Origin of the sequence: Streptomyces sp. ADI96-02 (assembly GCF_003846185.1) — a bacterium.
Classification (GTDB): Bacteria; Actinomycetota; Actinomycetes; order Streptomycetales; family Streptomycetaceae; genus Streptomyces.
Genome location: NZ_ML123034.1, coordinates 1,378,172 through 1,393,014 on the forward strand (window position 1 = coordinate 1,378,172; position 14,843 = coordinate 1,393,014).

At 73.9% G+C, this 14,843-nt stretch carries 14 protein-coding genes; 7 read left to right on the plus strand and 7 right to left on the minus strand.

The window, feature by feature from the left end; translation table 11 throughout:
• The first annotated feature begins 212 nt into the window (after window positions 1-212).
• Window positions 213-2,036 (plus strand): glycoside hydrolase family 35 protein, encoded by a 1,824-nt coding sequence (locus tag EES43_RS06020; protein WP_124267739.1) that lies wholly within the window; start codon window positions 213-215, stop codon window positions 2,034-2,036.
• A 97-nt stretch (window positions 2,037-2,133) separates the two neighbouring features.
• Here the strand turns inward: EES43_RS06020 and EES43_RS06025 are convergent, their stop codons facing one another.
• Window positions 2,134-2,904 (minus strand): S1 family peptidase, encoded by a 771-nt coding sequence (locus EES43_RS06025; RefSeq protein ID WP_124267740.1) that lies wholly within the window; start codon window positions 2,902-2,904, stop codon window positions 2,134-2,136.
• Window positions 2,905-3,154: 250 nt separating this feature from the next.
• Here EES43_RS06025 and EES43_RS06030 point away from each other — a divergent pair, with 250 nt between their 5' ends.
• Complete coding sequence (locus tag EES43_RS06030) at window positions 3,155-4,057, plus strand: hypothetical protein (RefSeq protein ID WP_124267741.1); 903 nt, start codon at window positions 3,155-3,157, stop codon at window positions 4,055-4,057.
• A gap of 80 nt (window positions 4,058-4,137) precedes the next feature.
• Window positions 4,138-4,965, plus strand: a complete 828-nt coding sequence (locus EES43_RS06035; RefSeq protein WP_124267742.1) for an ankyrin repeat domain-containing protein — start codon at window positions 4,138-4,140, stop codon at window positions 4,963-4,965.
• A gap of 167 nt (window positions 4,966-5,132) precedes the next feature.
• Here EES43_RS06035 and EES43_RS06040 read toward each other — a convergent pair whose 3' ends face one another.
• Window positions 5,133-6,056, minus strand: a complete 924-nt coding sequence (locus tag EES43_RS06040) for an SDR family oxidoreductase (RefSeq protein ID WP_124267743.1) — start codon at window positions 6,054-6,056, stop codon at window positions 5,133-5,135.
• 124 nt (window positions 6,057-6,180) lie between these two features.
• Between EES43_RS06040 and EES43_RS06045 the strand changes: the two genes are divergently transcribed.
• From EES43_RS06045 to EES43_RS06060, 4 genes are read left to right on the plus strand one after another with little or no spacing between them, the layout of a single operon-like run.
• Entirely contained in the window at window positions 6,181-6,930 is a 750-nt protein-coding gene (locus EES43_RS06045) for an enoyl-CoA hydratase family protein (protein WP_124267744.1), read from the plus strand.
• 11 nt (window positions 6,931-6,941) lie between these two features.
• A complete protein-coding gene (locus tag EES43_RS06050; RefSeq protein ID WP_124271809.1) occupies window positions 6,942-7,799 on the plus strand; it encodes a CoA transferase subunit A in 858 nt (285 codons plus the stop codon).
• Window positions 7,796-8,575: a CoA-transferase subunit beta gene (locus EES43_RS06055; protein ID WP_124267745.1), complete on the plus strand. Its 780-nt coding sequence runs from the start codon at window positions 7,796-7,798 to the stop codon at window positions 8,573-8,575. Before EES43_RS06050 ends, EES43_RS06055 begins: the two co-directional genes overlap by 4 nt.
• On the plus strand, window positions 8,575-9,621 hold the full coding sequence (locus EES43_RS06060) for an NAD(P)H-dependent flavin oxidoreductase (protein WP_124267746.1): 1,047 nt from the start codon (window positions 8,575-8,577) through the stop codon (window positions 9,619-9,621). Before EES43_RS06055 ends, EES43_RS06060 begins: the two co-directional genes overlap by 1 nt.
• A gap of 132 nt (window positions 9,622-9,753) precedes the next feature.
• Here the strand turns inward: EES43_RS06060 and EES43_RS06065 are convergent, their stop codons facing one another.
• The 5 genes from EES43_RS06065 to EES43_RS06085 all read right to left on the minus strand — a co-directional run bounded on the left by EES43_RS06065 (window position 9,754) and on the right by EES43_RS06085 (window position 14,737).
• A complete protein-coding gene (locus tag EES43_RS06065) occupies window positions 9,754-11,436 on the minus strand; it encodes a DEAD/DEAH box helicase (protein ID WP_124267747.1) in 1,683 nt (560 codons plus the stop codon).
• A gap of 185 nt (window positions 11,437-11,621) precedes the next feature.
• Window positions 11,622-11,825, minus strand: a complete 204-nt coding sequence (locus EES43_RS06070; protein ID WP_015607926.1) for a cold-shock protein — start codon at window positions 11,823-11,825, stop codon at window positions 11,622-11,624.
• 288 nt (window positions 11,826-12,113) lie between these two features.
• Window positions 12,114-13,271 (minus strand): acetyl-CoA C-acetyltransferase, encoded by a 1,158-nt coding sequence (locus EES43_RS06075; protein WP_124267748.1) that lies wholly within the window; start codon window positions 13,269-13,271, stop codon window positions 12,114-12,116.
• 41 nt (window positions 13,272-13,312) lie between these two features.
• Window positions 13,313-13,924, minus strand: coding sequence for a TetR/AcrR family transcriptional regulator (locus EES43_RS06080; protein WP_164493120.1), 612 nt, complete (start codon window positions 13,922-13,924; stop codon window positions 13,313-13,315).
• Between the two features lie 30 nt (window positions 13,925-13,954).
• The gene (locus EES43_RS06085; RefSeq protein ID WP_124267749.1) at window positions 13,955-14,737 is read right to left on the minus strand and encodes an SDR family oxidoreductase; all 783 of its coding nucleotides are present in this window, start codon (window positions 14,735-14,737) and stop codon (window positions 13,955-13,957) included.
• Window positions 14,738-14,843 lie beyond the last annotated feature (106 nt).

Here is a 14,843-nt window from a genome sequence, read left to right on the forward strand (position 1 = left end):
GGTGGTCCGGCCGCGTGCCGGTGACCGGCCCCGGTGTGCGGGGGTGCCGGTGTGCCGGGCCGCGCGGCCGGTCGCGGGCCCGGTCGCGGGCCCGGCGCGCTGCGTCCAATGAGCAGTGATCTTTGTCCATGGACCCCTCCGGCGCCAGGGGTGAGGCTGGGCGGACCGTGTCGCGCGGGGCGGCCCGAGGGGTTCAGGAGAGTTCGAGCACGATGACCGACTTCACCGTGGGGGACGACTGCTTCCGGCTCGGCGGGAAGCCGGTGCGGCTTCTGTCGGGGGCGCTGCACTACTTCCGGGTGCACGAGGAGCAGTGGGAGCACCGGCTGTCGATGCTGGCGGCCATGGGGCTGAACTGCGTGGAGACGTACGTGCCGTGGAATCTGCACGAGCCGCGTGCGGGCGGTTTCCGGGACGTGGCGGCGCTCGGCCGGTTCCTGGACGCGGCGGGGCGGGCCGGGCTGCTGGCGATCGTGCGGCCGGGGCCGTACATCTGCGCGGAGTGGGAGAACGGCGGGCTGCCGGTCTGGGTGACGGGGCGGTTCGGGCGTCGGGTGCGGACCAGGGACGCGGAGTACCTCGCGGCGGTGGAGCGCTGGTTCCGGGAGCTGATGCCGCAGGTCGTGCGCCGCCAGGTCGACCGGGGCGGCCCGGTGGTCATGGTGCAGGCGGAGAACGAGTACGGAAGCTACGGCAGTGACGCGGTGTATCTGGAGTGGCTGGCGGGGCTGCTGCGGCGGTGCGGGGTGAGCGTTCCGCTGTTCACGTCGGACGGTCCGGAGGACCACATGCTGACGGGCGGGTCGGTGCCGGGGCTGCTGGCCACGGCGAACTTCGGTTCGGGTGCGCGGGAGGGCTTCGGGGTGCTGCGCCGCCACCGGCCCGGGGGGCCGCTGATGTGCATGGAGTTCTGGTGCGGCTGGTTCGAGCACTGGGGCGCGGAGCCGGTGGTGCGGGACGCGGCGGGGGCGGCTGACGCGCTGCGGGAGATCCTGGGGTGCGGGGCGTCGGTGAACCTCTACATGGCGCACGGGGGCACGAACTTCGGGGGCTGGGCCGGGGCGAACCGTTCCGGTCCGTTGCAGGACGGGGAGCTCCGTCCGACCGTGACGTCGTACGACTACGACGCGCCGATCGACGAGTACGGGCGGCCGACGGAGAAGTTCGGGCTGTTCCGGAAGGTGCTGGAGCCGTACGCCGAGGGGCCGTTGCCCGGGTTGCCGCCGGAGCCGGCCGGGCTCGCGGAGCCGGTGCGGGCCGAGTTGGGGGCGTGGGCGCCGCTGGGGGACGTGCTGGAGGCGCTGGGCGATCCGGAGCCGCCGGAGTCGGGGGTGGCGCCGACGTTCGAGGAGCTGGGCGTGGACCGGGGGCTGGTGCGCTACCGGGTCGCGGTACCGGGTCCCCGTGTCCCGTATCCGCTGGAGGTCCGGGGGCTGCGGGACCGTGCGGTGGTGTACGTGGACGGGGTGCGGGCCGGGGTGCTGACGGAGGAGGACGCCGTCCTGGCGGAGCCGGTCGCCGGTCCGGCGGAGGTGGAGCTGTGGGTGGAGTCGCTGGGCCGGGTCAACTACGGTCCCCGGCTGGGCGAGCCGAAGGGTGTGACGGGCGGGGTGCTGCACGAGCGGCAGTATCTGCACGGTGTACGGGCCCGGGGGCTGCGGCTGGACGCGTTCGAGGACGCTCAGGCGGTGGCGGCGGTGCCGTTCGGGCCGGTTCCGGCCGGGGCGGGCGGCGCGGGCGGCGGGCCGGCGGGGCTGTACCGGGGGGTGTTCACCGTGGGGGGCGGGGCGCGGGCGGATCACGCGGGGCTGGAACTGCCGGGCTGGACGCGGGGCTTCGTGTGGGTGAACGGCTTCTGCCTGGGCCGGTACTGGTCGGCGGGGCCGCAGGAGACGCTGTACGTTCCGGGGCCGGTGCTGCGCGAGGGCGTCAACGAGGTGTGGGTGCTGGAGCTGGAGGGCGCGGGCGGTCCGTACGTGGAACTGGGTCCGGGGGCGCCCGTCCGTACGGGCGCCCCCGGAGGGGTTCAGTCGTGATCAGCGGCGGCCGGGCCGCGTGTCCGCCCGGCCCGGGTCCGCCGGTCGTCTCCCCGTGCCGCGGGTCGCGACCGGTGCGGCGGCGGGGGCGGGGTCGTCAGAGGGTGGCGGCGGCGGAGGCGATGGCCGAGGCGAAGGTCGAGACCTCGGTGTAGACGCCCGGGTAGTCGGGCCGGGCGCAGCCCTGGCCCCAGCTGACGATGCCGACCTGGATCCAGGCTCCGGCGTTGTCGCGGCGGAACATCGGGCCGCCGGAGTCGCCCTGGCAGGTGTCGACGCCGCCGGTGCCGAGGAGGCCGGCGCACAGTTCCTCGCCGGCGACGAGGTTGCCGTACGCGGCGTTGCAGTCGGCGTCGGAGACGAAGGGGACGTTGGCCTTGAGGAGGTAGCGCTGCTGTGCGCCGCCCTCGCGCGCGGCGCCCCAGCCGGCCACCGTGAAGGTGCCCTGGTTGTACGCCGTGGTGGTGGCGATCTTGAGCGTGGGCTGGTTGATGGGCTTGGCGAGCTTGATCAGCGCCCAGTCCTTGCCGGTGCCGTTGTAGCCGGGGGCCTGGAGGACCTTGGTGGACTTGACCTTGACGGCGCTCGCGGACTGGAGGTCGACGACGCCCGCGGTGGCGGTGATCGAGGTGTTGTTGCCCGATCCGTCGACGCAGTGGGCCGCGGTCAGGACGATGTCCTGGGCGTAGAGCGCGCCGCCGCAGCCCATGGAGAGGCGGACCATGAACGGGAATTCGCCCTGCGTGGCGCGGGTGCCGCCGACGACGGGGTTGGGGGCGGCGGAGGCGGGCTGGAGGCTGACGGTCGCGAGGGCGACGGCGGCCACGGCGACGGAACATCTCTTGAGGACGCGCAGAAGCTGCTTCACGGAATGCCTTCTCTCGTGGGGGGCGCGGGGGGTTGCGAAGGTCCTGGTGCGGGGTCCGAGCAGGGGCGAGCGCAGCCGGCGCCGACCGGCTAGTCATGCACCCGACAAGAACGATCCGATTATCGGTAGCCCGTGACCGCCGCCACAAGGAGCGCGATTCAGCCAGAGAAAAGGCCATATATTTCGGCCACTGTCAGCGTCCCGGCCTACAGTGGAGGTCCGTTGAACGCCGCGGACGGGGGGATTCGGCATGGCGAACGGCAACCGGGCCGCACCGGTCGTGCACGGCTTTCCGCATCTCGACACCGTCCGCTCCGCCATCACCGCCCTCTACCGGCGGCTCTCCCCCGACGGCCTGCGCTCCTACGCCACCAGCGTCCCGCCCGCCGACGCCGCCCTCGCGGACGACGACGACCTCCACCTCGGCGCGCGGCGGGTGGCCCGGTCCCTGGTCCGGCACCTGCGGCTGCCCGACGCCCGGGTGGTCGTCGGCTTCCGCACCATGGAGCACGCGGCGAGCGTGGAACTGACCGCGGGCCCCGAGTACTTCGTCGAGCTCAACGACCGCTTCCGCACCCACCGCCGGGACGTCGGCGCGGCCCTCGCGCACGAGATCACCCACGTCCTGCTGCACCGCCTGGGCCTCGCCTTCCCCGGTACGCGCGCCAACGAGATCCTGACCGACACCACGACGGCCTACCTCGGCGCCGGCTGGCTGCTGCTGGACGCCTTCCGGCAGGACGCCGTCTCGCGCCAGAAGCTCGGCTATCTCACGCCGGAGGAGTTCGGGTACGTCCTGGCCAAGCGCGCGCTCGCGTTCGGCGAGGACCCCGCCCCCTGGTTCACCAGCCCGCAGGCGTACACGGCGTACACCGAAGGCCGCGCGCGGGCCCTCGCCGAGCTGCGCGGGCCGCCGCTGGCCGACGCCGGGTGGGCGGGCCGCCGCCGATACGCCCGGGACCGCCGCCACGCCCGCGCACACCCGGACACCGCCCGGCGGACGGAGGCCGGTTACGTCTTCGAGGCGTCCGGCGAGGGCCTGCGGGTCTCCTTCGCCTGCCCCACCTGCCACCAGCGCATCCGGGCCCCCGTCCGGGGCCGGGTCGGCGTGCGGTGCGGGCTGTGCCGCACGGTCCTGGAGTGCGACACCTGAGCGCCCCGAGCGCCCTGAGCACGCGCCCCGGGCCGAGGCGCGAGGACCGGCCGCGATCGGCGTCGCCGTAGGGTCGAAGCATGACGAACGATCCGATCAGGGGCGAACCAAGCCTGTTCGACCCAGGCCCGCTGAACCCCGGCCTGCTCGCCGCGAGCCTGTTCGACGCGCTGCACGAGGACGAGAACGCGGTCGTGCGGGCGCTGCGCGCGGGCGCGTCGGCCGATTCGAGCGACGCCGAGGGCACGACGGCGCTCTACCTGGCCGCGGTCCAGGACCGGCCCGCGGCGGTGCGGCTGCTGCTCGTGGCGGGTGCGGACCCCGACCGGCCGAGCGGCCCGGAGTCGGGCGACCTGCCGCTGTGCGGGGCGGCGTGCGGCGGCCACACCGAGGTGGTGGAGGCGCTGCTGTCCGCCGGGGCGCGGCCCGATCTGCCCGAGCAGTTCGGATTCACCGCGCTGCGCTGGGCGGTCGGGCTGGGCCACGCCCCGACCGTGGAGCTGCTGCTGGAGTGGGGCGCCGATCCGCTGCTGCCCGGCCCGGAGGGCGAAGCGCCGCTGGTGCCGGCGGCCCGGCGCGGTTCGGTGCGGACGGTACGGGCCCTGCTGGAGCACGGGGCGACGTCGGGCGCGGGCGCGCGGGACGGCGTCGCGGCGCTCGCGGAGGCACGGCGGCTGGCCGCGCTCGACCCGGAGCGGGAGTTGCTGCGGCGGCTGGAGGAGGCGTACGGCCCCGGTCTCGACACGGTGGTGCGGCGCGGGCGGGCGCACGGCGAGGAGACGGTGGCGGTGGAGCTCCTGCGCGACGGGGTCCCGGCTGCGGGGATGGACCAGCACACGGGCCACGGGGAGATCGTGGCGCTGCTGGAGGGCACGGTGGGCCGCGAGGGCGGAACGGAGCACGGGTGACGGGCGGACCCGCCCGGTGCGGGCCGGGGGCTCAGGAGCATGCCGACGCCCCGGCGCGAACCCCTGGCGGACCGGCCCGGCGCACCGGCCCCGCGCGAGGGAGCGGTCGTCGGCATGCCCGTGGACAGCGCCGCGCAGTCCCCGTCGCGCCCACTTCGGCCGGGGCGTCAGGCGCTGCCGTAGACCCGCTGCGGCTTCTCCGCGTCGGCCAGCAGCCGGAGTGCCGTCTCGCCCGCCTCGGCCGGTGACCTGCGGGCCCCCGCGTCGTCGGTGGGGCCGGGCCGCCAGCCTTCCATGACCGTGATCCGGCCGGCCTCGGCCTCGAAGACACGGCCCGTCACCCCGTCGCTCGCCGCGGAGCCGAGCCAGACCACCAGGGGCGAGACGTTCGCGGGCGCCATCGCGTCGAACCTGCCCGCTCCGGGGGCCGCCATCGCCTCGGCGAAGGTCCGCTCGGTCATCCTGGTCCGGGCGGCCGGGGCGAGGGCGTTGACCTGGACGCCGTACCGGCCCAGTTCGGCCGCGGCCACCAGGGTCAGCGCCACGATCCCGGCCTTGGCCGCCGCGTAGTTGCCCTGGCCCACGCTGCCGAGGAGCCCCGCGCCGGAGCTGGTGTTGACGACCCGCGCGAGGGGCGGGCGCCCGGCCCGCGCCTCGGCGCGCCAGTGGGCGGCGGCGTGCTTCAACGGCAGGAAGTGGCCCTTGAGGTGGACCCGCATCACCGCGTCCCAGTCGTCCTCCTCCAGGTTGACCAGCATCCGGTCGCGCAGGAAACCGGCGTTGTTGACCAGTGTGTCCAGCCGCCCGAATGCCTCCAGGGCGGTGCCGATCAGGGAGGCCGCGCCGTCGGCGGTGGCGATGTCCCCGTCGTGGACGACGGCTTCGCCGCCGAGGTCCGCGATCTCCCGGACGACCTCGCGCGCCGGTCCCGCGGAGCCGCCGTCGCCGCCGAGGCCGACGCCGAGGTCGTTGACGACGACCCGGGCCCCCTCGGCGGCGAAGGCGAGGGCATGGGCGCGGCCGAGGCCCCGCCCGGCCCCCGTGACGACGACGACCCGGCCCGCACAGAGCCCTCCACTGCGTTCGGACATCTCATCTCCCGATGCTGAAAGCCTGATTGACGGTCCATCAGTACCATCTGCCGGTTGGCGGCCGGGTGCGTGACTGCTACCGTCCACCTAACAAATGTTTGGTGGAAAGGTAGCTGATCCTCCGATGCGTGTCTCCACCGCACGTCCCGCCGACGGCGTCCGCGTCGTCACCGTCGACTGTCCGCCCGTCAACGCACTTCCCGTACAGGGCTGGTACGAGCTGGCCGACGCCGTACGCGCGGCGGGCCGCGACCCGGAGGCGCGCTGCGTCGTCCTGGCCGCCGCGGGCCGCGGTTTCAACGCCGGCGTGGACATCAAGGAACTGGTGCGCGACCCGGGCCACACGGCCCTGATCGGCGCCAACCGCGGCTGCTTCGAGGCGTTCGCCGCCGTCTACGAGTGCGAGGTCCCGGTCGTCGCGGCGGTGCAGGGCTTCTGCCTGGGCGGCGGGATCGGCCTCGTCGGGAACGCGGACGCCATCGTGGCGGCCGAGGACGCCGTCTTCGGCCTGCCCGAACTGGACCGGGGCGCGCTCGGGGCCGCGACGCATCTGGCCCGGCTGGTGCCGCAACACCTGATGCGGACGCTGTACTACACCTCGCGCACCGTGACCGCGGCCGAACTGCACGCCCACGGATCGGTCTGGCGGGTCGTCCCGGGTGACGGACTCCTCGACGCGGCTCTGGAGTTGGCGCGGGAGATCGCCGGCAAGGACGGCCATCTGCTGCGGCTGGCCAAGGCCGCGATCAACGGCGTCGACCCGGTGGACGTCCGGCGCAGCTACCGCTTCGAACAGGGCTTCACGTTCGAGGCGAACCTCGCCGGGACGGCGGCGCGGGTCCGCGACACCTTCGGCGAGGAGGCCCGACCGTGACCGACAAGAGCATGACGCCCGAGGACGTCGTCGACCGGCTGAGCAGCGGCATGACGGTCGGCATAGGCGGCTGGGGTTCGCGCCGCAAGCCGATGGCCCTGGTGCGCGCGCTGCTGCGGTCCCCGGTCACCGATCTGACGGTGGTCTCCTGCGGCGGGCCGGACGTCGGACTGCTCGCCGCCGCCGGTCGGATCCGCCGGCTGGTCGCGCCGTTCGTGACGCTGGACTCCGTTCCGCTGGAGCCGCACTTCCGGGCGGCCCGGGAGGGCGGAAGGATCGCGCTGACGGAGATCGACGAGGCGATGTTCCTGTGGGGGCTGCACGCGGCGGCCAACCGGCTGCCGTTCCTGCCGGTGCGCGCGGGCCTCGGTTCCGACGTCATGCGGGTCAACCCCGGTCTGCGCACGGTCGTTTCACCGTACGAGGACGGCGAGGAGTTCGTCGCGGCCCCGGCCCTGCGGATGGACGCGGCGCTGGTCCACGTGAACCGGGCGGACCGGCTGGGCAACGGCCAGTACCTGGGCCCCGACCCGTACTTCGACGACCTGTTCTGCGAGGCCGCGGACCGCGCGTACGTGTCGTGCGAACGACTCGTGGAGACGGCCGAGTTGACCGGCGGCGAGACAGCGGTCCAGACCCTCCTGATCCAGCGGCACTCGGTCGCCGGGGTCGTGGAGACGCCGGGCGGCGCGCACTTCACCTCCTGCGTCCCCGACCACCCGCGCGACGAGCCGTTCCAGAAGGCGTACGCGACCGCCGCGGCCGACCCCGCCGCGTGGGCCGCGTTCCGTGAGCGCTTCCTGCCCGACCACGGCGACGAGAAGAGCTACCTGCAAGCCGTCCGCACCTGGCACGAGGAGCAGAAGTGACCGCGCCGCACGGCACCACCCCGCCCGCCGCCCCGGCGGACCCTCCTCCGGCCACCCGCGCCGAGTACTGCGTGATCGCCTGCGCCGAGGCGTGGCGCGGCGACGGCGAGGTACTGGCCGCGCCGATGGGCGTGATCCCGTCCGTCGGCGCGCGGCTGGCCCGGCTCACCTTCGCCCCCGACCTGCTGCTCACCGACGGCGAGGCGACGCTCGTGGGCGCGGACGGCACGCCGGAGGGCTGGCTGCCCTACCGCAGGCATCTGACGCTGGTCACCGGAGGCCGGCGGCACGTCATGATGGGCGCGAGCCAGATCGACCGCTTCGGCAACCAGAACATCTCCTGCGTCGGCGACTGGGAGCAGCCCGCCCGGCAACTCCTGGGCGTACGGGGCGCACCCGTCAACACCCTGAACAACCCGGTGAGTTACTGGATCCCCCGGCACTCCCGCCGGGTCTTCGTCGAGCGCGTCGACATGGTCTGCGGGGTCGGCCACGACCGGGCGGAGGCGGCGGGGCCCTCCGCGACCCGCTTCCACCGCATCCCGCGCGTGGTCAGCGATCTCGGGGTGTTCGACTTCGGGACGCCGGACCGCTCCATGCGGCTGGTCTCGGTCCATCCCGGCACCACGGTCGACGCGGTCCGCGAGGCGACCGGCTTCCCGCTCGCGACGCCCGGCGAGGTCCCGTACACCCGCACCCCCACCTCCGCCGAACTCCGCCTGATCCGCGAGGTCCTGGACCCGGCCGGCACCCGCGACCGCGAGGTCCGGTCCTGATGCGCACCGCCCTGACCGACCTGGTCGGCGTCCGCCATCCGATCGTCCAGACCGGCATGGGCTGGGTCTCCGGCCCGCGCCTGGTCACCGCCACCGCACGGGCCGGCGCCCTGGGCGTGCTGGCCTCGGCGACGATGTCGCCGGACCAACTGCGCTCCGCCGTAAGGGAGGTGAGATCCCGGACCGGGGAGCCCTTCGGCGTCAACCTGCGCGCCGATGCCGGGGACGCCCGGGAGAGGGTCCGGATCATCGTCGAGGAGGGGGTGCGGGTGGCGTCGTTCGCGCTCGCGCCGTCCAGGGAGCTGATCGCGGAGCTGAAGGACGCGGGCGTCATCGTGATCCCCTCGGTGGGGGCCGTACGGCACGCGGAGAAGGTCGCGGCCTGGGGAGCGGACGCGGTGGTCGTGCAGGGCGGCGAGGGCGGCGGTCATACGGGCAGCGTGGCGACGACGGTCCTGCTGCCGCAGGTCGTCGACGCCGTGGACCTCCCGGTGATCGCCGCGGGCGGCTTCCACGACGGCCGCGGGCTGATCGCCGCGCTGGCGTTCGGGGCGGCGGGCGTCGCGATGGGCACCCGCTTCCTGCTGACGGCCGAGTCGACGGTCCCGGACGCGGTGAAGGCCCGCTACCTGGCGGCGACCGCCCGGGACATCACGCTGACGACGGCGGTGGACGGGCTGCCGCACCGCATGCTCCGTACGGAGATGGTGGCCGCGCTGGAGGGAGCGGGCCGGCTGCGCTCGCTGGCGCAGGCGGTACGCCGGGCCTCCGGTTTCCGCCGGCTCTCGGGCCTGAGCTGGCCCCGCATGGTGCGCGAGGGCCTGGCGATGCGGCACGGCAAGGACCTGAGCTGGAGCCAGACGCTGCTGGCGGCGAACACGCCGATGCTGCTCAGGGCGTCCATGGTCGACGGCCGCACGGATCTCGGGATCATGGCGGCGGGGCAGGTGGCGGCGCTGATCGACGATCTGCCGACCGTGGCGGCCCTGGTCGACCGCATCATGACGGAAGCCACCCGAACCCGAACGACGCTCCCGCCGCCGTGACCCCGCCCCTCTCAAGCCCGCCCCACCGACCGGGCGAAAACCAGGTCCGCCCGAATCAAGCCCGTCCGGCGGTTGAGGACCGGGGTCCGGGGCAGAGGCCCGAAAGCCCCCGCCCCGACACACCCGCACCCGCTACGCGGCCCGACGCCCCCGCGCCGCCCCCGCACCACCGCGCCCCGCACCGGACCGCCCCGCACCCGCACCCCGGGACTCGCCCGCCCGGCCGGCCCCGCCCCGTGCGGAACCACCGCCGGACCGACCCGCGCCCCGCGCCTCGCCGCCGCCCTGAGCGCCGCCAGCCGCACCCGCACCGGCGCCACCCGCGCCACCGCGCCGACCCCGCCCCCGGCTCCCGGAGCGCACCGCGCCCCCGCCGCCGGAGCCGCCCGCCGTACCGCCCGACCGCGTCCGCTGCTTCGGCGGAGTGGGCTGCGGGACCTCGATGACGATCGCGACACCCGAGGGCTCGCGCGCCCCGGTGATCCGGCTCAGCTCCTCGTCGCCGGAGGTGATCCGCGTGGTGCGCGGCGCAATGCCCGCGTCCTGCATCAGCCGGGTCATCTCGCGCTTCTCCTCCGGCAGGACGAGCGTGACGACGCTGCCGGACTCCCCGGCGCGCGCGGTGCGCCCGCCGCGGTGGAGGTAGTCCTTGTGGTCGGTCGGCGGGTCCACGTTGACGACCAGGTCGAGGTCGTCCACGTGGATGCCGCGGGCCGCCACGTTCGTCGCGACGAGCGCGGTGACCTGGCCGTTCTTGAACTGGTCCAGCGTCCGATTGCGCTGCGGCTGGGAGCGCCCGCCGTGCAGGGCCGCGGCCCGTACCCCGCTGGCGAGGAGCCGCTTGGCGAAGCGGTCGGCGGCCCGCTTGGTGTCGACGAACATGATCACCCGGCCGTCGCGGGCCGCGATCTTCGTGGCGACGGCCTTCTTGTCGGTCTCGTCGAGGACGTGGAGGACGTGGTGCTCCATCGTGGTGACCGCACCGGCCGACGGGTCGACCGAGTGCACGACCGGGTCGGTGAGGAACATCTTGACCAGGCGGTCGATGTTCTTGTCGAGCGTGGCGGAGAACAGCATCCGCTGGCCGTCCTCCTCGACCTGCTTGAGGAGGGCGACGACCTGCGGCATGAAGCCCATGTCGGCCATCTGGTCGGCCTCGTCGAGGACGGTGATGGCGACCTCGTCCAGCCGGCAGTCGCCGCGCTCGATGAGGTCCTTGAGCCGTCCCGGCGTCGCGACGAGGACTTCCGCGCCGCGCCGCAGCGTGGCGGACTGCTTGGTGATGGACATGCCGCCGACGACGGTGGCGAGCCGCAGGTTGACGGAGGTGGCGTACGGCGTGAGCGCGTCGGTGACCTGCTGGGCCAGCTCACGGGTCGGTACGAGGACCAGGGCGAGCGGGGCGCGGGGCTCGCTGCGGCGGCCGGCGGTGCGGGCGAGCAGGGCGAGGCCGAAGGCGAGGGTCTTGCCCGAGCCGGTACGGCCGCGGCCGAGGATGTCACGGCCGGCCAGCGAGTTCGGCAGGGTCGCGCCCTGGATCGGGAACGGCTCGGTGACGCCCTGCGCGGTGAGGGTCTTCAGCAGCGCGGCGGGCATCTCCAGCTCCGCGAACGCCTCGACGGCGGGCAGCGCGGGGGTCACGGTCTGCGGCAGGGCGAACTCGCCCTGCGGCCCGGCCGGGCGGCGGCGGGCCGGGGCCTTGCCGCGCGCCGCGCCCCGGGGGTTCGACGGGGCCGGAGCCGAGCTCTGGCCTTGGCCGCGGCCCCGGACGGGGCGGTTGCGGGCGGGACGGTCCTGGCGTTCGATGCGAGTCATACGGAATTGCCCTCCTGGGGGATTCCTGGGCAACTGCGGAGTCGGATTACTGCGATGCACTGGTCCGACCGCCTCTCGTGCGCCCCCAGGATGCGCGCACGTGACGGGGTGTGGCTCGGACAGCACAAACCGGGGCCCGCACCTTCACGGTGCGGGCCCCGGTCAGCGAGGTACGCGTCCGGCGATCAGGCCGGGACGATGTTCTCCGCCTGCGGGCCCTTCTGGCCCTGCGTGACGTCGAAGGAGACCTTCTGGCCCTCCTGGAGCTCACGGAAGCCCTGGGTGGCGATGTTGGAGTAGTGGGCGAAGACGTCGGCGCCGCCGCCGTCCTGCTCGATGAAGCCGAAGCCCTTTTCCGAGTTGAACCACTTCACGGTTCCAGTAGCCATGTCATTCTCCTAAAAGAGGTGCAGTGCCGGAAATCCGCACTTCACGGATTCCAAGTCGCCGCATTGAGCCCCATCCGGAGAAAGCCGGAAAACAATAAAGCGCCTGAGGAAGCATTCCCGTCAGGCGCACATAAAGTTCATGGGTACCAAAACTGCAACGGGAACACCGTAGCACGTCCTTCCCCCGGGCGGCGGATCGCTTCGCCCCGCCCGGGGGAAGTCCTCGCTGACCAGAAGGGGTACGGCGGGTGTCCGGACAGTGGCCGGCGGGGACCGCGCGCCGGGCCGTCAGAGCCGTTCGACGACGGTGACGTTGGCCTGGCCGCCGCCCTCGCACATGGTCTGGAGACCGTAGCGGCCACCGGTGCGTTCCAGTTCGTGCAGGAGCGTCGTCATGAGCCGGGCGCCGGTCGCGCCGAGCGGGTGGCCCAGCGCGATGGCGCCGCCGTTGACGTTGACCCGCGCCGGGTCCGCGCCGGTCTCTTTCAGCCAGGCGAGGACGACCGGGGCGAATGCCTCGTTGATTTCGACGAGGTCGATGTCGTCGATCGTGAGGCCGGTCTTCTTCAGGGCGTGGGCGGTGGCCGGGATCGGCGCGGAGAGCATCCGGATCGGGTCCTCGCCCCGCACGGACAGGTGGTGGACGCGGGCGCGCGGGGTGAGGCCGTGCTCGGCGACGGCCCGTTCGGAGGCGATCAGCAGGGCGGCGGCGCCGTCGGAGATCTGCGAGGAGCAGGCCGCGGTGATGGTGCCGCCCTCCAGGACGGGTCGCAGACCGGCCATTTTCTCCAGGGTGGTGTCGCGGCGCGGCCCCTCGTCGACGGCGACGTCCCCGTACGGGACGGTCTCGCGGGCGAAGCGGCCCTCGTCGATGGCGCGGACCGCCCGCCGGTGCGAGGCGAGGGCGAACTCCTCCATGTCCCGGCGGCTGATGCCCCACTTCTCGGCGATCAGCTGCGCGCCGTGGAACTGGTTGACGGGGGCGTCGCCGTAGCGGGCGCGCCAGCCCTCGCTGCCCGCGTAGGGGCCGTCGGTGAGGCCGAGGGGTTCGGCGGCCTGGCGGGAGGCGAAGGCGATCGGGATCTGCGTCATGTTCTGCGTGCCGCCCGCGACGACGAGGTCCTGGGTGCCGGAGAGGACGCCCTGGGCCGCGAAGTGGAGCGCCTGCTGGGAGGAGCCGCACTGGCGGTCGACGGTCACGCCGGGGACCTCCTCGGGCAGGCCGGCCGCCAGCCAGGAGGTGCGGGCGATATCGCCGGCCTGCGGGCCGACGGTGTCCAGGCAGCCGAAGACGACGTCCTCGACGGCCGCCGGGTCGACGCCGGCGCGGGCGACGAGCTCCTTGAGGACGTGCGCCCCGAGGTCGGCGGGGTGGACGGCTCCGAGGCCCCCCTTGCGCCGTCCGACGGGGGTGCGCACCGCTTCGACGATGTAGACCTCGGCCATGGCTGCTGCTCCTTGGTGGGCTCGTGGGGGCGCGGCCCCCGTCAGGTACGCGGGGTGATCCCGTCGAGCACCGTCGAGAGGTACTGGCGGGCGATCTCCTCGGGGCTGTGGTGTCCGCCGGGCCGGTACCAGGAGGCGGCGACCCAGACGGTGTCGCGGACGAAGCGGTAGGTGAGGCGGACGTCGAGGTCGTCGCGGAAGACGCCTTCGGCGACGCCGCGCTCCAGGGCGCCGAGCCACGCCTTCTCGAACTTCTCCTGCGAGTCGGCGAGGTAGGCGAAGCGCGGCTGGGTGGCGAGGTGCCGGGACTCCTTCTGGTAGATCGCGACGGCGGGGCGGTGCCGGTCGATCTGCCGGAAGGACTCGGTGACCAGGGCCTCGATGGTCGCGCGCGGGCCGAGTCCGGCCGCCAGGACGGCGTCGTAGCCCTGCCAGAGCTCGTCGAGGAAGGTGGAGAGGATCTCGTCGACCATCGATTCCTTGGAATCGAAGTGGTAGTAGAGGCTGCCGGCGAGCATCCCCGCCTCGTCCGCGATCCGGCGGACGGTGGTGGCGTTGTAGCCCTGGGCGGCGAAGACCTCGGCGGCGGTGGCGAGGAGTTCGCGCCGCCGTGCGGGGGTGGGGGTCACCTGGGGCTTCTTCTTGGTAGGCACCCTCCCATTGTCCGCCCGCCGCCCGCGCGTTCACGCATGCCGGCTGCTGACGGAGACGACCTCGCCGGTCATGTACGAGGAGTAGCCGCTCGCCAGGAAGACGATCACGTTGGCGATCTCCCAGGGCTCGGCGTACCGGCCGAACGCCTCCTTCTCGGTGAGTTCGGCGAGGAGTTCGGCGGAGGCGGCCTTGGCCAGGTGGGGGTGCATGGCGAGGCTGGGGGCGACGGCGTTGACGCGTACGCCGTAGTCGGCGGCTTCGAGCGCGGCGCAGCGGGTGAGGGCCATGACACCGGCCTTGGCGGCGGCGTAGTGGGCCTGGCCGCGCTGGGCGCGCCAGCCGAGGACGGAGGCGTTGTTGACGACGACTCCCCCGGCACCGGACGCCTTGAGGGAGCGCAGGGCGGCGCGGGTGCAGCGGAAGGTGCCGTTCAGGGTGGTGTCGAGGACCTTGGTCCACTGGTCGTCGGTCATCTCGGTGAGTTCGGCGGTGCCGCCGAGTCCGGCGTTGTTGACGACGATGTCGAGGCGTCCGTGGGCGCGTTCGGCGTGCGCGAAGAGGGCCTGGACCTGGTCCTCGTCGGTGACGTCGCAGGGCAGGGAGGTGACGCGGTCGCCGCCGAACTCGTCGGCGAGGGCGCGGGTGCTCTCCGCGAGGCGGCGGGCGTGGACGTCGCCGATGACCACCCGGGCGCCCTCCTCCAGGAACCTGCGGGCGGTGGCCCCGCCGATGCCCGCTCCGGCGGCGGCGGTGACGACCGCGCCGCGGCCGGCCAGCAGCCCGTGTCCGGGCAGGTACGGCGGTGCGCTCATGGCCCGTGCTCCTCGGGTCCGCGGATCCTCGACGGGGGGTGTCCGGTACGTTAACCTACCAAACACTTGTTAGGGAAAACTGCCGGGATCGGGAAGACTGCCGGGA